Genomic DNA, 20,092 nt, shown 5'->3' on the forward strand with positions numbered 1-20,092 from the left:
CCGATCGTAGGGACGAGGCGGCGGCGATGTCACCGGCGTGTCGCATGTTGAGACGCGATCGTCCGCATAGCAATACGATATTCGGCCACCGGTGCCCTCGGCCGGGCACCGCGACCCCTTCCGTCCGCCTGGCATCTACGGATCGGACGTCACCGTCTCACCATCCGATCGTCCGGCCACCAGCACGACCGAAGCCCACCCGCCCGGGGGCTCAGCGCCTCGGGTCCGGCGGCCGGGACCGGGCCTCGCAGGCTCAGCCGGCCAGCGTCACGTCCGTGCCCACACCCGAGAACCGCAGTCCGTTCTCGTCCGCGACGACCTTGTCCAGCTTGATGGTCTTCGGCAGTCCGTCGATCTTCAGGTCGTAGTCGACGGCCTTGCGCAACGTCCGGTCCATGCCCGGCAGCGGCAGCTCCGGGAGGTCCTGGGCGCGCAGCCGGACCGTGTCGCCGCCGGATATCGAGACCGTGCTGTATGCCGTGAGCGTGCGGCCCTTCAGCAGTCCCTCGGCGAAGCCGGGGACGTCGAATCCCGCGCCCTCCAGCAGCTCCTTGGCCGGTCCGGTGACCTTGACCTGGCCCTTCGCGGCACGCTCCGCCCCGGCGTAGGAGACGGTCGCGCCCTCCGGCGCGGACTTGCCGAGGTCCGCGTACGAGATACGGGCGGAACCCGTGGCGCGGTCCGCGACGGCGGAGGACAGGCCGTTGAGGCGCACGCCGCTCAACTCGGCCGCGACCTCTGTCACCTCGACCGAGTGCCCGCCGGCGCTGGCCTTCACCCCGCCCATGCGGACCTCGACGTCGTCGAGCTCGGAACTCACGACCTGGGTCAGGAAGGGGAAGCCGTTGATGGACACATCGGGCTCGGTGCCCAGCCCCTGGCTGCTTCTGACCTTGGCCGCGACCTCGCCCTCGGCGTAGTTGACCGCCAGCCGGTCGGCGATGGCGAAGAGGCCACCCAGGATCACAGCGGTGATCAGCAGTGTTCGCAGTGCGCGCATGACTCGATGTTCCCCCACCCTGTCCCCTGGGCCGCCCGGGATCGAACCGGCCCCAATGATCGACGTGCGGGCGCCCTGGAAAGGTTCCCGGGGCAGCCTGCCCGTCGTGACCTCGGTGACCCAGGATGCCTCGTGAAGCTCGGCGCGGCTCACGACCGCTCGGCACGGCTCAGGCCGGCGCACGCCCCACGGACGCCCACAGCCGTCACCACGTTCGCGTGATCACTTCGGTTCACGACCGGTCAGGCCAGGGCGCGGCCCAGCAGATACACGACGGGCGCCGCGGCGGTGAGCGGCAGCGCGACGCCGGCGGTCATATGGACGAAGCGCGACGGATAGTCGTAGCTCGCGACCCGCAGTCCGACGAGCGCGCAGATCCCGGCTCCCGCGCCCAGCAGCGCGGCGGTCGTACCGGTTCCCGTGACCTCGCCGGCCGCGAGACCGGCGCCCGCTGCCGCGAGCAGCGCCACGGCGACCGACGCGGCCCCCGGCAGGGGAAGCGCACGGGCGAGGGTGGCCGCGGCGACCGCCAGACCCCCGACGGCCACGGCGTCCGGCTCGGCCGCGAGATACCCGGTGGCGGCGATGGTCAGGGCGGCCGAGGCGACCGTGGCCATGAGGCCGTACATCCGCTCGTCGGCGCCGGCGTGACTGCGCAGCTGCAGCACGAGCGTGAGCAGTACCCAGACACCGAGGGTGCCGATGATCGCGGCGGGCGCGTGCTCCCGGCCCGCGGTGAGCAGCGCGGCATCCGCGGCGACGCCGCCGGCGAACGCGAGCGCGATGCCCTGGCGGGCGGGCCACATGCCGTTCAGCCGGAACCAGCCGGCGGCGGTGACCGCCTGAAGCAGGATCAGCGGGAGGAGCAGTACGTAGGACGACTGGGAGGCGCCGGCCGCGGCGAGCAGCAGACCGGTCACGGCGGTCAGACCGGCGGGCTGGATGCCGGGCGGAATGACCGGCGAGCGCCCTTCGGCGCGGGCCCGCTGTGCGTCCGTGATCCGGGCGTTGCCCAGGGTGGTGGGCGCGCTGTAGGCGGGCTCCCCGCCGGCGTCGGCGGGCCCGTATGCGGCGGCCCCGTCCCGTGCGGCGACAGGCAAGGGCGCCGCGGCGGGAGCCTCGGGCGGCAGCGGGTACGACCCCGGCCCCTGGGAACCGCCGTGGGACGGCAGATACGTCGTCTCGGCGGCCGGCCGCGGGTACTGCGCGTGCTGGGCGTGCTGGTGGTGCTGGGCGGGCCCGGTCCCCCGGACCTGCGGCTGGTGCTGGGTGTCCCAGGTCTGGCCCTCCCATGTCTGGGTGACCTCGGGGTCCGGCCGGTGGCCCTGCCCGTACGGGTCGTACGGGTACTGCTGATCGCTGCTCATGCTGTGCGGTTCACCCTCCTGCGAACGGCGGGAGCACCTCGACCGTGCCGCCCTCGGCAAGCCGTACGCTCTCATGTTCGCGCGTACCGACGGGGTCACCGTCGACGAGGAAGGAGCAGCGCCCGAGGACGCGGACAAGCTCGCCCGGGTGCCTCTCGCGGGCGGCGTCCAGCGCCTCGGCCAGGTTCTCTGCGGCGTAGGGCTCCTCGGCCACACCCGCGGCTGCCTTGGCCGCTGCCCAGTAGCGGATGGTCCCCGCTGCCATGGCGGCACTCCTCTCGTCGGCTGGTCGGCTCTCCATGATGGGCTATGCGCGGACGAGCCATTCCGCGAGGCGCCCCAGCAGCTCGTCGTCCGCGGCGTTCTCCGCGTGTCCCATGCCCGGCTCCAGCCAGAGCTCGCACGGACCCGCCGCCGCCAGCATGCGGGGGTGGTCGAGCGGGAAGTACGGATCGCGGTCACCGTGCACGATCAGCAGCGGGCAGGGGGCGATGAGGGGCACGGACTCGACCGGGGAGAGAGGCACCGGGTCCCAGTCCTCGTGGTGGATGCGCGTCCGCAGGCCGTACCGCCCGACCAGCCGCCCGAGGGGCCGCGTGACCACCCAGTGCAGCCGGCGCATCGGGGCCGTACCCCGGTAGTACCAGCGAGCCGGCGCGCTGACCGCGACGACGGCGTCCGTGCGGGCGTCACACGCGTCCGTGCGGGCCTCCTGTCGCCCCGGCGGTCCGCCCGGGGCGGCACCCGGCCGTTCTCCCGACGCCTTGCCGTACAGCGCCGCATGCCGAAGCACCACAGAACCACCCATGGAGAAGCCGATCGTCACCACCCTGCGGTGGCCCAGCGACCGCGCCCATGCCACCGCCGCTGCCAGATCCAGCACCTCCCGGTCGCCGACCGTGGAGCGCCCGCCGGACCCGCCGTGGCCGCGGAACGAGAAGGTGACGACGGCCGCGTACCGGGTGAGCACACGGGCCGCTCGCCGCACCGCGGGCCGGTCCACCGCGCCGGTGAAGCCATGTGCGACGACAATCGCGGTATCGGTGAGACCTGCCGTGCAGGGCTCGTGGAGCGCCTCGATGGGTACACCGTCGGAAGTCCTCAGGGTTGCGCGCCGAGGTCGGTTCGTGATCGAGGAAACATCCACATTGTGAAATCGACCCTCTGCCGCAGAGCTCATGTGGGCTATTCTGCTGACAGAGGATCCGGGCGACGCAGCCCCCGGGTCCTTTTGTGTTTCCGGCCCGTTGTTACAGGCAGGTGAACGAAACGATCGCGACCCCGGAGTGCGGGGGCCGTGACCGGCAGGAAGCAGTGCCGCAAGAAGCAGTGCCGCAAACGCCCCCACCGCCCTCCGGGCGTGGGAGGTACCCCCCTCTCGCAGGGACGAGGAGGAACCGACGTTATGGGCGAGCGAACCGTGCACGACCGAAGGACGACGAGGCAGGCAGGGACGGACCCCGGGGCAGGTGAGGCGCGATGAGCTCGCTGCTCCTCCTCACGAACGCCCTCCAGCCGTCGACGGAGGTGCTCCCCGCCCTCGGCCTGCTGCTCCACAACGTTCGGGTCGCACCCGCCGAGGGCCCGGCCCTCGTCGACACGCCCGGCGCCGATGTGATCCTGGTGGACGGCCGGCGCGACCTGCCGCAGGTGCGGAGCCTCTGCCAGCTGCTGCGCTCCACCGGGCCCGGCTGTCCGCTGCTCCTCGTGGTCACGGAGGGCGGCCTCGCGGCCGTCACCGCGGACTGGGGCATCGACGACGTGCTGCTGGACACCGCGGGCCCCGCAGAAGTGGAGGCCCGGCTCCGGCTGGCCATGGGCCGTCAGCAGATCACCTCGGACGACTCCCCGATGGAGATCCGCAACGGCGATCTGTCGGTGGACGAGGCGACGTACAGCGCGAAGCTGAAGGGCCGGGTCCTGGACCTGACCTTCAAGGAGTTCGAACTGCTCAAGTATCTGGCGCAGCACCCGGGCCGGGTCTTCACCCGGGCCCAGCTCCTGCAGGAGGTGTGGGGCTACGACTACTTCGGCGGTACGCGCACGGTCGACGTCCACGTACGGCGGCTGCGCGCGAAACTCGGCCCCGAGCACGAGTCGCTGATCGGAACCGTCCGGAACGTGGGCTACCGCTTCGTTGCGCCGGAGAAGGTCGAGCGCGCGGCGGAGGAGGCCAAGGCGAAGGCGGCGGCTTCGGCCGCCCGTGCGCAGGCTCCGGCAGAGGAGCAGGAAGCGGCCGTACGCCCTGCCCAGAGGTAGGTCACCACGCGTAGACTTCGCGCGTGGCCAAGGTGACGCGGGACGATGTGGCACGACTGGCGGGTACTTCCACCGCCGTCGTCAGCTACGTCATCAACAACGGACCCCGGCCGGTCGCCCCGGCCACGCGCGAGCGGGTACTCGCCGCGATCAAGGAGCTGGGCTATCGGCCCGACCGGGTCGCGCAGGCGATGGCCTCGCGGCGTACGGACCTCATAGGCATGATCGTCCCCGATGCACGGCAGCCGTTCTTCGCGGAGATGGCACACGCGGTGGAACGCGCCGCGGCCGACCGCGGGAAGATGGTCCTCGTCGGCAACTCGGACTACCGGGACGAGCGCGAGGTCCACTATCTGCGGGCCTTCCTCGGTATGCGCGTCGCCGGACTGATCCTGGTCAGCCAGGGTCCGAGCGAGCGGGCGGCGGCGGAGATCGAGGCCTGGGACGCCCGGGTCGTGCTGCTGCACGAACGTCCGGAAGCAATCGACGACGTCGCGGTCGTGACCGACGACATCGGCGGCGCGCAGCTCGCGGCGAGGCATCTGCTGGAGCACGGGCACGAGTACGTCGCGTGTCTCGGCGGCGTCGAGAACACCCCGGCGGTGGGCGACCCGGTGGCCGACCACGTCGAGGGCTGGCGGCGGGCGATGCTGGAAGCCGGACGGCCGACCGAGGGCCGGCTCTTCCAGGCCCCCTACAACCGTTACGACGCCTACCTCGTCGCCCTGAAGCTGCTCTCCGGTCCCGACAGGCCGCCGGCGATCTTCTGCGCGACGGACGACCAGGCGATCGGCGTGCTGCGGGCGGCGCGCGAGCTGCGGATCGACGTACCGGGCGAGCTGGCGGTGGCCGGCTTCGACGACGTCAAGGAGGCGGCACTGACCGATCCTCCGCTGACGACGATCGCCTCCGACCGCCCTGCGATGGCGCGCGCGGCGGTGGATCTGGTCCTGGACGACGGGCTGCGGGTGATCGGCTCCCGCCGGGAGCGGGTGAAGCAGTTCCCTTCGGCGCTGATCGTCCGCCGCTCCTGCGGGTGTGCGTGACCCCGGTGCGGGTCCGCTGCACGGTGCCGGTGTGGTTGTCGGGGTTGGCCTGTACGCGTCGCTGCGCCGTGCCGGTGCGGTTGTCGGCGTTGGCCGGGACCAGGTGCGCGGCCGGTGTGTCCGTCCTCAAGCGCCGGACAGGCTCAGGTATACGGGGTCGGCCCGGACCGGGTCGTTGGCGTTGGGGGGCCGTTCCGGGGCTCGCATCCGGGACGGCATGATTTACGGCGCGCCGACCGGTACCTCAAAGGACAGCGCCCGCGCCGCGCCACAAATCACGCTTTAGTGTCCCGGACACGACCCCTCCACGGCCCCCCTCGGGGCCAGGGGTGGGGGCCGATCGCCGTGTGTCGGGTGAACCATCCACCGGGCGGCAGTCGGCAACGCTGCCGGGGCGGGGCCGTGCAGGGTCGGCCCCGCAGGGGACGGCGGGACTGCTGGTTGCCCCTGAGGTGGGCGGTACGCCGCCGTCCCCGAGGAGTCGAGCCCGGAGGGGCCCCGCCCCACCACCCACAGCCCGTCCGGCGATTGAGGACGGACACCCCGGCCGCGCACCTGGTCCCGGCCAACCACGACAACCACACCCGCACCGCCCGCGCAGCGACCCCGTAGCGACACCTCTTTACATCGGGCATACACGCTTCTGTCGGGCTTCTCACCCCGTCCTCAGGGTCCTCTCATCTGCCGCCCCGAGAGTCGTCACCATGACGGACCACTACCGCAGCCGTGGCGACTACCGCACGCAGACCGACGCGCAGCAGTACCCGTACGCGGGCTTCGGGAACGGCGGGTACCCGCCGCCGCCCCCGCATCCGCCCGCGCCCGCCTCGCACGCCGCACCCGCACCCGCACCCCGCGCGAGGCGGTCCGTCGCGGTGCTCGCCGCCGTGGCGATCGTGGCCGCGGCCGTCGGCGGCGGGGCGGCCACGCTCGTGGAGCGGTTCGCCGGGGACGGCTCGGGCACCGGCGTCGCGACCGGGGTCAACGGGACCACGGTGTCCCGGAGCAGCATGGGCACCGTCGCCGGTGTCGCCCAGGCCGTGTCGCCGAGCATCGTGGAGATCGGAGCGTCCACCACCGCCGGCTCGTCCACCGGCTCGGGTGTGATCATCACCGAGGGCGGCGAGATCATCACCAACAACCACGTCGTCGCCGGCGCCGACAAGGTCAAGGTCAAGGTCACCCTCAGCGACGGCAAGTCGTACACCGCGGACGTCGTCGGCACCGACCCCGACAAGGACCTCGCCCTCGTCAAGGTCCGCGGCGCGGGAGATCTGAAGCCCGCGACCCTCGGCGACTCCGACGCGCTCGGGGTCGGTGACGAGGTCGTCGCGATCGGTTCGCCCGAGGGCCTCACCGGCACCGTGACCAGCGGCATCGTCTCCGCGCTCGACCGGGACGTGACCGTGGCCAAGGACCAGGGACAGCAGGACCAGCGGGGGAGCTGGCCCTTCGAGTTCGGCGGTGAGAAGTTCAACGGGGACACCGGCGACTCCAGGACCACGTACAAAGCCATCCAGACCGACGCCTCCCTCAATCCGGGGAACTCCGGCGGCGCCCTGATCAACATGAACGGCGAGATCATCGGCATCAACTCGGCCATGTACTCGCCGACTTCCTCGGACGGTGCGGGTGCGGGCAGCGTCGGCCTCGGCTTCGCCATCCCCGTCAACACCGTCAAGGCCGACCTCGACAGCCTGCGCTCCGGCTCCTCCGACTGAGCGCGTGCGAGGCTGGGCCCATGACGACCACACCCGGCGAAGGCGAGCGCATCCTCATCGTCGACGACGAACCCGCCGTACGTGAGGCACTCCGGCGCAGCCTCGCGTTCGAGGGGTACGCCACCGAGGTCGCGGTCGACGGCGTCGACGCCCTCGCCAAGGTGGAGTCGTACGCGCCCGACCTCGTCGTGCTCGACATCCAGATGCCGCGGATGGACGGGCTGACGGCGGCCCGCCGCATCCGCTCCTCCGGCTCCACGCTGCCGATCCTGATGCTCACCGCCCGCGACACCGTCGGCGACCGGGTCACCGGTCTCGACGCCGGGGCCGACGACTACCTGGTGAAGCCGTTCGAGCTGGACGAGCTCTTCGCCCGGATCCGGGCGCTGCTGCGCCGCAGCTCGTACGCCGGGGCCGCCGCCGCAGGCCGGGCGGAGCCCCGCGATCTGCTGTCGTTCGCCGATCTGCGGATGGACCTGGCGACACGCGAGGTGACCCGTGGCACGCGCCGCGTCGAGCTGACCCGCACCGAGTTCACCCTGCTGGAGCTGTTCCTGGCGCATTCGCGCCAGGTGCTGACCCGGGAGCAGATCCTCAAGTCCGTCTGGGGCTTCGACTTCGAGCCGAGCTCCAACTCACTGGACGTCTATGTGATGTACCTGCGCCGCAAGACGGAGGCCGGAGGTGAGCCGCGCCTGGTGCACACCGTGCGCGGGGTCGGCTATGTCCTTCGGGAGGGGTCGCCGGAGTGACCGGACGATTCCAGTCGCTGCCCCTCAGATCCCGGCTCGCGCTGCTCACGGCCGCAGCGGTCGCGATGGCGGTCGCCGCGGTCGCCGTGACGTGCTGGCTGCTCGCCCGCACCCAGTTGCGCCAGGAACTCGACACCTCGCTGCGCAACACCAGCGCACCGATCGGCACGGCGCTCGCCGCGGCACAGGCGTGCCGCAGTCCCGGCAGCCGGGACACGGGGCACGCCCCGTCCTTCGCCTATGTCCAGGTCGTCGGCGCCGACGGAGGCCGCTGTGTGGCGCCGGGCTCCGAACCGGTCAAGGTGCTCGGCGAGGACATCCAGGTCGCGCGGGGTGCCGTACGCGACTCCCTGCACAGCAGCACGACCGACGACGGCGACGAGGTGCGGGTGCACACCGAGCGGTTGCCCGTGCCGGGCCTCGGCCCCGAGGTCACGGTGTCGGTCGCCCGGCCGCTGCACGAGATCGACGCCGCTCTGAACCGGCTCGCCCTGCTGCTGACCGGGCTGGCAGGCGTCGGCGTCGTCGCCGCCGGGGCCGCCGGGCTCTGGGTCGCCCGCACCGGGCTGAAGCCGGTGGACCGGCTCACCGACGCCGTCGAGCATGTGGCCCGTACCGAGGATCTGACCGTACGGATCCCCGTCGAGGGCGAGGACGAGATCGCCCGGCTGTCCCGCTCCTTCAACCAGATGACCGCCGCGCTGGCGTCCTCCCGCGACCGCCAGGCACAGCTCATCGCCGACGCGGGCCATGAGCTGCGGACACCGCTGACCTCGCTGCGCACGAACATCGAGCTGCTGGCCCGCAGCGAGGAGACCGGCCGGGCGCTCCCGCCCGGGGACCGGGCCGCGCTGCTGGAGTCCGTGAAGGCGCAGATGACCGAGCTGGCGGCGCTGATCGGTGACCTTCAGGAGCTGGCCCGCCCGGACAGCGCACAGCCCGGACCGCTCCAGGTCGTGGCACTGCACGACATCGCACGGACGGCTCTGGAGCGGGCCCGGCTGCGCGGCCCGGAGCTGACCGTGTCCGCCGGGCTGCGGCCCTGGTACGTACGGGCCGAGCCGGCGGCCCTTGAGCGCGCACTCGTCAATGTGCTGGACAACGCGGTGAAGTTCTCCCCGCCGCAGGGGACGGTCGAGGTGCTCCTGGATCGCGGGGTGCTGACCGTACGCGATCACGGTCCAGGCGTTCCGCCCGATGAACTCCCGCATGTCTTCGAACGGTTCTGGCGCTCCCCGTCCGCCCGCGCGCTGCCCGGTTCGGGTCTCGGTCTGTCGATCGTGGCCCGTACGGTGCAGCAGGCGGGCGGCGAGGTGGCGCTGCGTCCGGCTGAGGGCGGCGGGACGGTCGCCGAGATCAGGCTGCCGGGCGCGCCGACCCCGCCGCCCGGCTCGCCCGGCTCCTCCTCTTCCTCAGTTGTGGCGGATGAGCGAGTCGACAAGCCCTGAGCGGGTGTTGGGGAAGTCCATCGGCACGATCCCGAGGCCCTTCCAGGAGCTCGCCGTACCGTCGAGGAAGCCGTGGACGCGCGGATTGAGGTTGTCGGAGTTCCAGCGGGGCGGCAGATACGCCGATGTGCTGACGAAGTTGATGAAGAGCCTGCCCGGCTGCTGGACGGCCTTGCCGAAGTGGCCCTCGATCTTCGGGTACTTGGCGCCCGGAGCCGCGTTCCAGTCGTCCTGGATGTCGAAGACGTTGCCGTCCCACCATTTCACGCCGGGCAGTCCGCCGTTGTCGGCGACGAGCACGACCTTGCCACGGGCCTGGCCGAGGGTGGGAAGGGCTTCGCCGATGTGGAACAGCGGGCGCCAGCCCCTCGCGTCGAGGTAGTTGTCGAAGATGCCGCGGAAGGTGGCGTCACTGTCCCCCGAGTACTCCTGCTTGACCCGCATCAGGACGGTCTCCGAGGGGTGGGCGCCGAGGAAGTCGCGGCAGGCGATGAGCACGTCGCCGAACATCATGTTCTGGTAGGCGGCGCCGTGGTGGATGGCGAACGAGCCGCCGGTGACCCGGCAGCGTACGTCGAGGAAGCGGATTCCGGAGTCGAGCTGCTGGGCGATGGTGGTGTTCTGGCATTCGGCCCAGAGGCCGCCGAAGCGGGCACCGGAGTCATGGGTGCCGGGGATGGTGAGGGACGCCAGCGCCCTGCTGCCGTCGATGCCGCTCATCCAGTCCTGGGTGCCCAGGACGCGCCGCGTGGAGGCAGCGGCCGGTGACGCTCCGATGAGGGCGGTGGCGGAAACGAGCGCCGCGCCGGTGAGAAAACCACGTCTGCTCAAGGACATGTGCTGTCTCCTTCTTCGGCCTCCGCGAAGTGGGGGGTCGCGGTCGGCAGACGGATGATTGCAGACATGCCCATGACACAAAATGAGTTGCGCGGAAACAGCGGAAGCACGTGGGAAACACCTGAGGGGCGGCGGGCCACCACGGCCCACCGCCCCTCGGCGCACTGCCCGTTACTTGACGACCGTGATCCGGCCGGTGGCCGGCGGCGCGAGCGGGGCGGCCGCGCTCGAGTGCGCGGCGAAGTACGCGGTCAGGGCGTCCAGGTCGGACGCGCCCACCAGCTTGTTCTTGTGCTCCTTGAGGACCGGGAAGCCGTCGCCGCCACCCGCCAGGAACTCGTTCATCGCGACCCGGTAGGTCTTCCCCAGGTCGATCGCCTCACCGTTCAGCTTCACCGAGTCGACGACGATGCGGTCGGCGCCGGTCTTGGTCGTGTCGAGGGTGTAGGTGAAGCCCTTGGACACCTGCAGGATCTTCGGGGCGGCCTGGTTGGCACCGCTGACCTGCTGCTGGAGCGTGGTGATCAGCTGAGCGCCGGTCAGGTCGACCGCCGTCATCATGTTGGTGAAGGGCTGCACGGTGAAGGCCTCGCCGTACGTCACGACGCCGTCGCCCTCACTGCCGGACGCCTTGTGGACCAGGCCCGCGCGGATGCCGCCCGGGTTCATGAGGGCGATCTGCGCGCCGCCCTTGTCGGCCGGGGCCATGCCCTCGAGCTGCGCGTCCGCGATCACGTTCCCGAGCGGCTTCTCGAACGGCTCGAAGGGGTTCTCGATGTCGGCGGAGATGAAGCCGACGGGCCGGTTCGCGATCGGCGCGGCGAGCGCGTTCCAGCGGTCGATGAGCCGCGTCATGTCCTCGGCCTTCGCCACGTCACGCGTGACGACGTGGTTGGCGGAGGCGACGGACGTACGGACGATGTCCCGGGTGCGACGGTCGTACGTGAGCGTCGTGTCGGTGTAGAGCTTCCCGAAGGAGGCGGCCGACGTGACCGTGCGCGGCTTCCCGGACGGGTCCGGGATCGAGCAGGCGTACGCCTGGTGCGTGTGGCCCGTGATCAGGGCGTCGACCTGCGGACTGACGTTCTTGGCGATGTCGACGATCGGGCCCGAGACGCCGTCGCCGGGGCCGGGGCTGTCGCAGTTGTAGTTGTACGAGGACGAGGCCGGCAGCCCGCCCTCGTGCAGCAGGGCGACGATCGACTTGACGCCCTTGCGCTCCAGCACCTTGGTGTACTTGTTGATCGTCTCGACCTCGTCGCCGAACTTCAGGCCCTTGATGCCCTCGGCGGAGACGATGTTCGGCGTGCCCTCCAGGGTGACGCCGATGAAGCCGATCTTGACCCCGTTCCTCTCCCAGATGAAGTACGGGTCGAGGATCGGGCGGCCGGACTTCTCCTTCGTCACATTCGCGGCGAGGTAGGGGAAGTCGGCGCCCCGGAACTTCTTGGACTTGCCCTTCGCCGTCTTCTCGTAGCAGCCCTCGGTCGGGTGGCAGCCGCCGTTCTGCATACGGGCGAGTTCCAGGGCGCCCTCGTCGAACTCGTGGTTGCCGACGGAGGTGACGTCGAGGTCGAGCTTGTTCAGTGCCTCGATCGTCGGCTCGTCGTGGAAGAGACCGGAGAGCAGCGGCGACGCGCCGATCATGTCGCCGGCCGCGGCCGTGATCGAGTACCTGTGACCCTCGCGGGCCTGACGCAGATGCGTCGCGAGGTACTCGGCGCCACCGGCGTCGATGGTCTTGGTGGTGCCGTCCGGGTTGGTGTGCGTGACGCGGCCGGCCGAGCCGGCGGGCGGCTGCAGGTTGCCGTGCAGGTCGTTGAAGGACAGCAGCTGGACGTCCACGGTCCGGCCGTAGCCGTGCCCGTGCCCGTGGCCGTGGCCGTTGGCGCGCTCCTGGGCCCCGGCCGGCATCGCGGCGACCAGCGCGCCGACGGTGGTCAGTCCGGCAACGGCGGCGAGTATGCGGCGGCGCTTCTGGTGCGATGTCGCTGACATCTGTCCCCTTGTCAGTTTCAGCGTGATGATCGGTCGTGCTGGGTAGTGCTGGGTGGTGCTCTGCGGCGCGCAAGGGCGCTCAGCCGGGCAGCCTATTGTCAACGCGCGTAGCACGACAGGGGGTAACGGGTTACGACCTGGTTTCCGATCGGCTGACGCCAGGCGCCGTACCCTCGATGTATGACTGACGCAGCCCCCGCCCTCGAGCCCGGCCGGCAGATCCAGACGCTCGACGAACTCACCCCTGAGCAGGCCGATGACGTCCTGAGCCTGCTCTCTGCCGCAGCCCGCGCCGACGGCATGCAGGCCGTCTCCGAGCAGGGGCGGCTCCAGCTGCGCCACGGGCGGCGCGAAGGCGTGCGGCACTTCCTGCTCACCGTCGGCGGCGATCTCCGCGGCTACGCACAACTGGAGGACACCGACCCGGTGGAGGCCCCCGCGGCCGAGCTGGTCGTCCATCCCGCCCATCGCGGCCGCGGCCACGGCCGCGCCCTCGGCAGCACCCTGCTCGCCACGTCCGGCAAGCGCCTTCGCGTGTGGGCCCACGGCGGCAAGTCCGCGGCCCGCCACCTGGCACAGGTCCTCGGCCTCAGCCTCTTCCGCGAACTGCGCCAGCTGCGGCGCTCGTTGAACCCGCCGGAGATTCCCGAGCCGGCCCTTCCCGAGGGTGTGACGATCCGCTCGTTCGTCCCCGGCCAGGACGACACGGCCTGGCTCGCGGTCAACGCGGCGGCCTTCGCCCACCACCCCGAGCAGGGCGCGTTGACCCAGCGCGACCTCGACGACCGCAAGGAGGAGCCCTGGTTCGACCCCAAGGGCTTCTTCCTCGCCGAACGCGAGGGCGAGATCATCGGCTTCCACTGGACGAAGGTCCACGCCGAGGACCAGCTCGGCGAGGTGTACGTCCTCGGCATCAGCCCTGACGCCCAGGGCACCGGCCTCGGCAAGGCCCTCACCGCGATCGGCCTGCGCCACCTGGCCGCCCAGGGCATGCCGACGGCCATGCTCTACGTCGACGCGGACAACCCGGCCGCGCTGCGGGTGTACGAGCGTCTGGGCTTCATGACGCACGAAGTGGATCTGATGTACCGCACGGAGACCTGAGCACGACGCACACGCGGCTGAACGGAAGGGGGCGGTTGACACCGCCCCCTTCTTTGCACCACCCTTTCACTACTTGATTAGTGAAAGGGTGGTGTATGTGATCGAGTACCGGATCGACCGGCGCAGTGGCATGGCCACCTATATGCAGATCGTCCAGCAGACGAAGCAGGCCCTGCGGCTCGGACTGCTGGAGCCCGGCGACCGGCTGCCCACCGCCCGCGAGGTCGTGGAGGCGACGGCGATCAATCCGAACACGGTGCTCAAGGCCTACCGCGAGCTGGAGCGCGAAGGGCTCGTCGAAGCGCGGCGGGGGCTCGGCACCTTTGTGCGCCGCACGCTCGGCCGGACCACGGCGGCCGACGCGCCCCTGCGCGCCGAACTGGCGGACTGGGCCGCCCGCGCACGGCGGTCCGGTCTCGAACGGGACGACATGGCCGCGCTTTTCGCATCCGCGCTGGACCGCACGTACGGCCGGACGACGGAGCAGGCATCAGAGGGGGAAGACATATGAACGACACCGCCATCGAGGCGGTCGGCCTGGACAAGCGGTACGGCAGGCGCCACCTCCCGGCAGTCGACGACTGCTCCTTCCGGTTGCCCGCCGGCCGGATCTGCGGCGTCGTCGGCCCCAACGGCGCCGGCAAGTCCACGCTCCTGGCCCTCGCCGCCGGACTGCTGCGGCCGTCGTCCGGCACGATACGGATCCTCGGCAGCGAGCCCGGCGGCGCCCGCGAGCGCGTCGCGTACGTCGCCCAGGACAAGCCGCTCTACCCCCAACTCACCGTCGCCGACACCCTGCGGCTCGGCGCCGAGCTCAACTCCCGCTGCTGGGACCCCGGCATCGCCGGGCGCCTCACGGAGAACCTCGATCCCGGCACGCGCGTCCGTTCGCTGTCCGGCGGCGGCCGGACCCGGCTCGCCCTCGCCCTGGCCCTGGGCAAACGCCCCGAACTCATGCTCCTCGACGAGCCCATGGCCGACCTCGACCCGCTCGCCCGCCACGAGCTGATGGGCGCCCTGATGGCCGACGCCGCCGAGCGGGGGACGACCGTCGTGATGTCGTCGCACATCCTGACCGAGCTGGAGGACGCCTGCGACTATCTCCTCCTCGTCGACAACGGCCGGATCCGGCTCGGCGGCGAGATCGAGGACCTGCTGGCCGCCCACGCCGTGCTCACCGGGCCCGTACGCGAACCGACGCCGCACACCGTGGTCGAATCCCGTGCGACGGGACGTCAACTCACCGCCCTCGTACGCCGCGAAGGCCCCGTCGACGACATCTGGGCGAGCGCCACACCCAGCCTCGAGGAGCTCCTGCTGTCCCATCTGCGCGCACCCGACACGCCACCCCTGCTGACGCCCAGCGCTCAGGCCCGCCCCACCGAGGCGGTCACGGCGTGAACCTCCTGTTGCCCCCGCGCCAGCACCACACCCTGCTGCGGACCGCGCTCGTGCTCCTCGCCCTGGGCGTCGGCGCTCTGGTCGCCGCGCGGCTCGCGTACAGCCCGCGGATGCTCGGGTGCACCCCGACACCCTGCCCGGACGACGCGATCGTCCTGGCGCACTCGTCCGCGTACGACTGGCTGTTGAGGATCCTCGACCGCACCAGCACGGTCATCATGCTGCTGCCGCTGCTCATCGCCGCCGTCGCGGCCGGACCGCTCACGGCCAGGGAGCTGGAGTCGGGAACGTACAAGCCCGCCTGGACCCAGTCCGTGTCCCCGGCCCGCTGGCTCGCGTCGAAGCTGGTCCCGGCCGCCGTGGCCCTGACCATGGGCACGCTCCTGCTCAACGCCGCCTGGCGGTGGGGCTGGAAGTCCGTCCACAGCAGCATGGTCATGCAGCTGTGGGACAACCAGGTGTACGCCGCCGTCGGGATCACCTCGTTCGCGAACGGCCTGCTCGGGCTCGCCATCGGTGTGCTCAGCGGACTGCTGGTACGGCGGACCCTCGTCGCCATGGCCGTGTCGGCCGCACTCGCCGGTGGTGTGCTGGCCGCCCTCGCCGCCCTGCGCCCGTATCTGTGGCCCTGGGTGAGCATCACCGGCGACGACCACGCCAACGGGCCCGGCGACTGGTGGTTCCGGTCCGGGATGCTCGACGCCTCCGGCAGGCGCCTCTTCTGGGAGGACTGCACACCTGGTAACGGCGACACCTGCATGGCGGGCGCCAAGACCTTCTTCGCCGATGTCCACCCGCCCTCCGACTTCTGGCCGATCCAGCTCGTCGAGACCGGCATCGGGCTGGCACTCGCCGCGCTGGCGACGTTCACGGCCTTCCGGGTCCTGCGCCGACTGCACGCCTGAGGAGACCGACGTCCGGGACCAAGTCCCCGCGCCGGCCGCAGGAGCGCACACACCGTGGCTCCGCACCGCGTCTCTCCGCGCCCCCTCTTCGCCCGTCCACCTCACGTACCCGACCGACCGTGGAGGCCGTATGAACTTCTCCTCCCTGACCGGGCCCCGCTTCGTGTTCCTGCCCCACCGCAGGGCTCTGCTGCTCTTCGGGGCGTTCCTCGCGCTGTCCGTCGCCGGCCTGGTCGCGCTGCGCGCCGCCGGACCGGGGGCCGTGGCAGGCCCGTGCGGCTCTCCGGGCTCCGGGCTGCCGCCCTGCCGGCTCCCTCTGCCGTCGCTGTTCGACTACCCGGGCAGCATGAGCTCCGTCGCCTCCGTGATCGCGTGGCTGCCCTTCCCGGTGGCCTTCTACGCGGGCGCGGTGCTCTTCGGCGCGGAGCTGGAGCGCGGCACGGCCGGCCTCGTCTGGACCCAGTCCGTCACCCCGGCCCGCTGGCTCGCCGCCAAGCTGGCCGTGCCCGCCGTCGTGCTCACCGCGGGAATCGGCCTGCTTTCCCTGCTCTACCGCTGGGCCCGCAACGCCGGAGCGCAGGCCCTGGGCGACGAGTGGTACTACACGGATGTCTTTGTGGCACTGGGCCCGTCCGTCCTCGCGTACGGTCTGCTCGCTCTCGCGACAGGCGCCCTCGCCGGCCTGCTGCTGCGGCGCGCCCTGCCCGCCGGGGGCCTCGCCCTCGCCGCCACCGGGCTCGTGTGGTTGCTCTTCGACCTCTGGCGGGACCGGCTGTGGCCGACGGCGGACGTGGTGTGGAGGGATTCACGGGGCGAGGTCGCCGACAGCGCCTGGCAGATGGAGAACGGGCTGGTGACCGCCGCCGGGCAACGGGTCGAACAGTGCTGGGACCCCCATGTCGCGATGCCTCCCGGCTGTCACCCCGAGACCGGGATCCGCGAGTGGTACGCCGTCTTCCACCCTTCGTCGCACTTCTGGCCGATCCAGCTCGTCGAGACCGGCATCGTGCTGGCACTCGCCGCGCTGGCGACGTTCGCGGCGTTCCGGGTCCTGCGCCGACTGCACGCCTGACGGCGCCGCCCGCGCGGGCGTGGTGGACGGGGGTCTCCACGCCCGCGCCGGTTCCTCCCCGGCGCCGGGGCTCCACGCCCGCGTCCGGACCGCCCGCGTCCGGGCCGTACGGCCCGGACCTGCCGAACCCCGCCGCCGTCGCGGAGCGCTCACGCCGCACGTAGACTCCGGCCCCGGCTCACCCGCCCGGCGGCGCCGGGCTCCACGGTCCGACCACCACCTCGTGCCGCGGGCCGCCCCGGCCAGGCCGTCCCACAGCAGGATGTCGGTGGCTGCGTACGCGAGTTCACGGCGACGCGGGCCCCCGATGCGCCCCGCCCTGCGGCGTCCTGCTTGCCCAGGCGTCATGTTCTCGTTACCGGCCATTCAGGGGCCCTTGCGACGCTCGGTGAATGCAGCCGCCTGCCGTGCCAGCCCCGAGAAATGGGCGCCTTCCCTCCACCACGGCCCGCTCCGACGCGCCCGGAGACCCCTTCGCGCGGAAGAATGGGGCTATGAGCAAGCAGCCCGCCGAGGTCCCGGTACAGCACGTCCAGCCTTCCGTCGGCTCCATAGCCGCGCACCGCCCGCACACCGTCTCCGCCGCCGTCTCCGACCTGGAGCCGGACATCGATGCCGACCTCGACGTGTACGAGGACGAGTCGGAGGGCGAGGAACTGCCCCAGGGACGGTTCCTGGACCGTGAGCGCAGCTGGCTCGCCTTCAACGAGCGGGTGCTGGAGCTCGCCGAGGACCCGGCCACGCCGCTCCTGGAGCGGGCGAACTTCCTGGCCATCTTCGCCTCGAACCTGGACGAGTTCTTCATGGTCCGGGTGGCCGGACTGAAGCGCCGTATCGCGACGGGTGTCGCGACCCGTTCGGCCTCCGGTCTGCAGCCGCGCGAGGTCCTGGAGCTGATCTGGAACCGCTCGCGGGAGCTCATGGCCCGCCACGCGGCCTGCTACCAGCAGGACGTCGCACCGGCCCTGGCCGACGAGGGCATCCACCTCATCCGCTGGCCCGAGCTCACCGAGAAGGAGCAGGCCCGCCTCTTCACCCTGTTCCGCCAGCAGATCTTCCCGGTCCTCACCCCGCTGGCCGTGGACCCGGCGCATCCCTTCCCGTACATCTCGGGCCTGTCGCTCAACCTCGCCGTCGTCGTACGCAACCCCGTCAGCGGCCACCGCCACTTCGCCAGGGTCAAGGTGCCGCCGCTGCTGTCCCGCTTCCTGGAGGCCTCGCCGCACCGCTACGTCCCGCTGGAGGACGTCATCGCGGCGCATCTGGAGGAGCTGTTCCCCGGCATGGAGGTGCTCGCCCACCACATGTTCCGGGTGACCAGGAACGAGGACCTGGAGGTCGAGGAGGACGACACCGAGAACCTGCTCCAGGCGCTGGAGAAGGAGCTCATGCGGCGCCGCTTCGGCCCGCCGGTGCGGCTCGAGGTCGAGGAGTCCATCGACCCGTACGTGCTGGACCTGCTGGTCAGGGAGCTGAAGATCTCAGAGGCCGAGGTCTATCCGCTGCCTGGACCGCTCGACCTGACGGGCCTCTTCGGTATCGCCGCCCAGGACCGGCCCGAGCTGAAGTACCCGAAGTTCATCGCCGGCACCCACCGCGATCTCGCCGAGGTCGAGTCGGCGTCCGCGCCCGACATCTTCGCCGCGCTGCGCGAGCGGGACGTGCTGCTGCACCACCCGTACGACTCGTTCTCCACGTCCGTCCAGGCGTTCCTGGAACAGGCCGCCGGGGACCCGGACGTCCTCGCGATCAAGCAGACCCTGTACCGGACGTCCGGTGACTCGCCGATCGTCGACGCGCTGATAGACGCCGCGGAGGCCGGCAAGCAGGTCCTCGTCCTGGTGGAGCTCAAGGCCCGGTTCGACGAGCAGGCCAACATCAAGTGGGCGCGGAAGCTGGAGGAGGCCGGCTGCCACGTCGTGTACGGCCTCGTCGGCCTGAAGACCCACTGCAAGCTGTCGCTCGTGGTCCGCCAGGAGGGCGAGACCCTGCGCCGCTACTCGCACGTCGGCACCGGCAACTACCACCCGAAGACCGCGCGGCTGTACGAGGACCTCGGCCTGCTCACCGCGGACCCGCAGGTCGGCGCGGACCTCTCCGACCTGTTCAACCGGCTGTCCGGGTACTCGCGCCGCGAGACGTACCGCCGGCTGCTGGTCGCGCCGAAGTCGCTGCGCGACGGGCTGGTGTCCCGCATCAACAAGGAGATCGCCCACCACCGCGCCGGGCGTCCCGCGTTCGTCCGTATCAAGGTCAACTCGATGGTCGACGAAGCGGTCATCGACGCCTGCTACCGGGCGTCGCAGGCCGGTGTCCCGGTGGACATCTGGGTGCGCGGCATCTGCGCGGTCCGCCCCGGGGTGCCCGGCCTCTCCGAGAACATACGGGTCCGCTCGATCCTCGGCCGCTTCCTGGAGCACTCCCGGGTCTTCGCCTTCGGCAACGGCGGCGAGCCCGAAGTGTGGATCGGCAGCGCCGACATGATGCACCGCAACCTCGACCGCCGTATCGAGGCTCTCGTCCGGGTCACCGACCCGGCACACCGCGCGGCACTGATCCGACTGCTGGAAACCGGCATGTCCGACTCCACGTCGTCCTGGCACCTCGGCCCGGACGGGGAGTGGACGCGGCATGCGACGGACCAGGACGGCCAGCCGCTGCGGAACGTACAGGAAATGCTCATAGACGCGCGGAGGCGCCGGCGTGCACAGCCCTGACCTTCCCCTGGTGCCGCGGGGGGCCGGCGCCGACCAGGTCCTGGCCGGTTATCTGCACACGCAGGCCGCCGACTTCCTCCGCAGCCTGCGGCTGCACGGCGAGAGCGGTGCGGACACGGCGGGTGCGGAGGCAGCGGCCCGCGCGCTGCGCCGTACCGCCCGCCGTATCAGCGGCACCCTCAGCACCTACCGTTCCCTGCTGGACCCCGCCTGGGCGGACCAGCTTCGGACGGAACTGATCTGGCTCTCCGGCGTCCTCGCCCAGGAGCACGCCTGCACGGCCCGCCTGGCCCGGCTGCTCGACGCCCTGGCCCGCCTCTCGGGCGCGGGCCCGGTGCCACCGGCCAGGTCGGAACCGGAACGGTTCGCCATGGACCTGCCGACGGCCCGCCCGGCCCACGCCGCTTCGGCCGCCGCCGGCCCCGGCGCCGGAGCGGTGGGCTCAGCGACGTCCACAGCCGGTGC

General features: G+C 71.6%; 17 protein-coding genes and 1 pseudogene. 12 read left to right on the forward strand and 6 right to left on the reverse strand.

Annotated features, from left to right (window positions below; all coding sequences use genetic code 11):
• Positions 1-253: 253 nt before the first annotated feature.
• The 4 genes from ACFU5O_RS34545 to ACFU5O_RS34560 form a co-directional block, all read right to left on the reverse strand.
• Positions 254-1,000: a DUF2993 domain-containing protein gene (locus ACFU5O_RS34545; protein WP_384246462.1), complete on the reverse strand. Its 747-nt coding sequence runs from the start codon at positions 998-1,000 to the stop codon at positions 254-256.
• Positions 1,001-1,242: 242 nt separating this feature from the next.
• Entirely contained in the window at positions 1,243-2,367 is a 1,125-nt protein-coding gene (locus ACFU5O_RS34550; protein WP_384246464.1) for a hypothetical protein, read from the reverse strand.
• A 10-nt stretch (positions 2,368-2,377) separates the two neighbouring features.
• A complete protein-coding gene (locus ACFU5O_RS34555; protein WP_384246466.1) occupies positions 2,378-2,632 on the reverse strand; it encodes a MoaD/ThiS family protein in 255 nt (84 codons plus the stop codon).
• 42 nt (positions 2,633-2,674) lie between these two features.
• On the reverse strand, positions 2,675-3,547 hold the full coding sequence (locus tag ACFU5O_RS34560; RefSeq protein ID WP_384246468.1) for an alpha/beta hydrolase: 873 nt from the start codon (positions 3,545-3,547) through the stop codon (positions 2,675-2,677).
• A 299-nt stretch (positions 3,548-3,846) separates the two neighbouring features.
• On the opposite strand from ACFU5O_RS34560, the gene ACFU5O_RS34565 reads away from it, so the two are divergent.
• The 5 genes from ACFU5O_RS34565 (at position 3,847) to ACFU5O_RS34585 (ending at position 9,593) form a co-directional block, all read left to right on the forward strand.
• The gene (locus ACFU5O_RS34565; RefSeq protein ID WP_384246469.1) at positions 3,847-4,626 is read left to right on the forward strand and encodes a response regulator transcription factor; all 780 of its coding nucleotides are present in this window, start codon (positions 3,847-3,849) and stop codon (positions 4,624-4,626) included.
• A gap of 23 nt (positions 4,627-4,649) precedes the next feature.
• On the forward strand, positions 4,650-5,672 hold the full coding sequence (locus ACFU5O_RS34570; RefSeq protein ID WP_384246471.1) for a LacI family DNA-binding transcriptional regulator: 1,023 nt from the start codon (positions 4,650-4,652) through the stop codon (positions 5,670-5,672).
• A gap of 704 nt (positions 5,673-6,376) precedes the next feature.
• Positions 6,377-7,393 carry a S1C family serine protease gene (locus ACFU5O_RS34575; RefSeq protein ID WP_384246474.1) on the forward strand — a complete coding sequence of 339 codons (1,017 nt, stop codon included), beginning with the start codon at positions 6,377-6,379 and terminating at the stop codon, positions 7,391-7,393.
• A gap of 20 nt (positions 7,394-7,413) precedes the next feature.
• Entirely contained in the window at positions 7,414-8,145 is a 732-nt protein-coding gene (locus ACFU5O_RS34580; protein ID WP_384246476.1) for a response regulator transcription factor, read from the forward strand.
• Entirely contained in the window at positions 8,142-9,593 is a 1,452-nt protein-coding gene (locus ACFU5O_RS34585; protein ID WP_384246477.1) for an ATP-binding protein, read from the forward strand. Before ACFU5O_RS34580 ends, ACFU5O_RS34585 begins: the two co-directional genes overlap by 4 nt.
• Here ACFU5O_RS34585 and ACFU5O_RS34590 read toward each other — a convergent pair.
• On the reverse strand, positions 9,558-10,430 hold the full coding sequence (locus ACFU5O_RS34590) for a phosphatidylinositol-specific phospholipase C (protein WP_384246479.1): 873 nt from the start codon (positions 10,428-10,430) through the stop codon (positions 9,558-9,560). The genes ACFU5O_RS34585 and ACFU5O_RS34590 overlap by 36 nt on opposite strands.
• Before the next feature lie 171 nt (positions 10,431-10,601).
• Complete coding sequence (locus ACFU5O_RS34595) at positions 10,602-12,428, reverse strand: bifunctional metallophosphatase/5'-nucleotidase (protein WP_384246481.1); 1,827 nt, start codon at positions 12,426-12,428, stop codon at positions 10,602-10,604.
• 180 nt (positions 12,429-12,608) lie between these two features.
• On the opposite strand from ACFU5O_RS34595, the gene mshD reads away from it, so the two are divergent.
• The 7 genes and pseudogenes from mshD to ACFU5O_RS34630 form a co-directional block, all read left to right on the forward strand.
• A complete protein-coding gene (gene mshD / locus ACFU5O_RS34600) occupies positions 12,609-13,532 on the forward strand; it encodes a mycothiol synthase (RefSeq protein WP_384246482.1) in 924 nt (307 codons plus the stop codon).
• Between the two features lie 130 nt (positions 13,533-13,662).
• Positions 13,663-14,043: a GntR family transcriptional regulator gene (locus ACFU5O_RS34605; protein ID WP_384246517.1), complete on the forward strand. Its 381-nt coding sequence runs from the start codon at positions 13,663-13,665 to the stop codon at positions 14,041-14,043.
• A complete protein-coding gene (locus tag ACFU5O_RS34610; RefSeq protein ID WP_384246483.1) occupies positions 14,040-14,933 on the forward strand; it encodes an ABC transporter ATP-binding protein in 894 nt (297 codons plus the stop codon). Before ACFU5O_RS34605 ends, ACFU5O_RS34610 begins: the two co-directional genes overlap by 4 nt.
• A complete protein-coding gene (locus tag ACFU5O_RS34615) occupies positions 14,930-15,838 on the forward strand; it encodes an ABC transporter permease (protein WP_384246484.1) in 909 nt (302 codons plus the stop codon). Before ACFU5O_RS34610 ends, ACFU5O_RS34615 begins: the two co-directional genes overlap by 4 nt.
• A 130-nt stretch (positions 15,839-15,968) precedes the next feature.
• Positions 15,969-16,910 (forward strand): hypothetical protein, encoded by a 942-nt coding sequence (locus ACFU5O_RS34620; RefSeq protein WP_384246486.1) that lies wholly within the window; start codon positions 15,969-15,971, stop codon positions 16,908-16,910.
• 494 nt (positions 16,911-17,404) lie between these two features.
• On the forward strand, positions 17,405-19,627 hold the full coding sequence (locus ACFU5O_RS34625; RefSeq protein ID WP_384246487.1) for an RNA degradosome polyphosphate kinase: 2,223 nt from the start codon (positions 17,405-17,407) through the stop codon (positions 19,625-19,627).
• 10 nt (positions 19,628-19,637) lie between these two features.
• Positions 19,638-19,955: pseudogene (locus tag ACFU5O_RS34630) on the forward strand (CHAD domain-containing protein); the annotation flags it as partial.
• Positions 19,956-20,092 lie beyond the last annotated feature (137 nt).

The organism is Streptomyces sp. NPDC057445 (assembly GCF_042802855.1).
GTDB lineage: Bacteria > Actinomycetota > Actinomycetes > Streptomycetales > Streptomycetaceae > Streptomyces.

Bases quoted from the DNA above. Each gene is read 5' to 3' on its own strand.
- ACFU5O_RS34590 (WP_384246479.1), bottom strand. From the start codon at position 10,430: ATGTCCTTGAGCAGACGTGGTTTTCTCACCGGCGCGGCGCTCGTTTCC.
- ACFU5O_RS34595 (WP_384246481.1), bottom strand. From the start codon at position 12,428: ATGTCAGCGACATCGCACCAGAAGCGCCGCCGCATACTCGCCGCCGTT.
- ACFU5O_RS34545 (WP_384246462.1), bottom strand. From the start codon at position 1,000: ATGCGCGCACTGCGAACACTGCTGATCACCGCTGTGATCCTGGGTGGC.
- ACFU5O_RS34580 (WP_384246476.1), top strand. From the start codon at position 7,414: ATGACGACCACACCCGGCGAAGGCGAGCGCATCCTCATCGTCGACGAC.
- ACFU5O_RS34560 (WP_384246468.1), bottom strand. From the start codon at position 3,547: ATGAGCTCTGCGGCAGAGGGTCGATTTCACAATGTGGATGTTTCCTCG.
- ACFU5O_RS34620 (WP_384246486.1), top strand. From the start codon at position 15,969: ATGAACTTCTCCTCCCTGACCGGGCCCCGCTTCGTGTTCCTGCCCCAC.
- ACFU5O_RS34610 (WP_384246483.1), top strand. From the start codon at position 14,040: ATGAACGACACCGCCATCGAGGCGGTCGGCCTGGACAAGCGGTACGGC.
- ACFU5O_RS34625 (WP_384246487.1), top strand. From the start codon at position 17,405: ATGAGCAAGCAGCCCGCCGAGGTCCCGGTACAGCACGTCCAGCCTTCC.
- ACFU5O_RS34565 (WP_384246469.1), top strand. From the start codon at position 3,847: ATGAGCTCGCTGCTCCTCCTCACGAACGCCCTCCAGCCGTCGACGGAG.
- ACFU5O_RS34555 (WP_384246466.1), bottom strand. From the start codon at position 2,632: ATGGCAGCGGGGACCATCCGCTACTGGGCAGCGGCCAAGGCAGCCGCG.
- ACFU5O_RS34575 (WP_384246474.1), top strand. From the start codon at position 6,377: ATGACGGACCACTACCGCAGCCGTGGCGACTACCGCACGCAGACCGAC.
- mshD (WP_384246482.1), top strand. From the start codon at position 12,609: ATGACTGACGCAGCCCCCGCCCTCGAGCCCGGCCGGCAGATCCAGACG.
- ACFU5O_RS34550 (WP_384246464.1), bottom strand. From the start codon at position 2,367: ATGAGCAGCGATCAGCAGTACCCGTACGACCCGTACGGGCAGGGCCAC.
- ACFU5O_RS34605 (WP_384246517.1), top strand. From the start codon at position 13,663: ATGGCCACCTATATGCAGATCGTCCAGCAGACGAAGCAGGCCCTGCGG.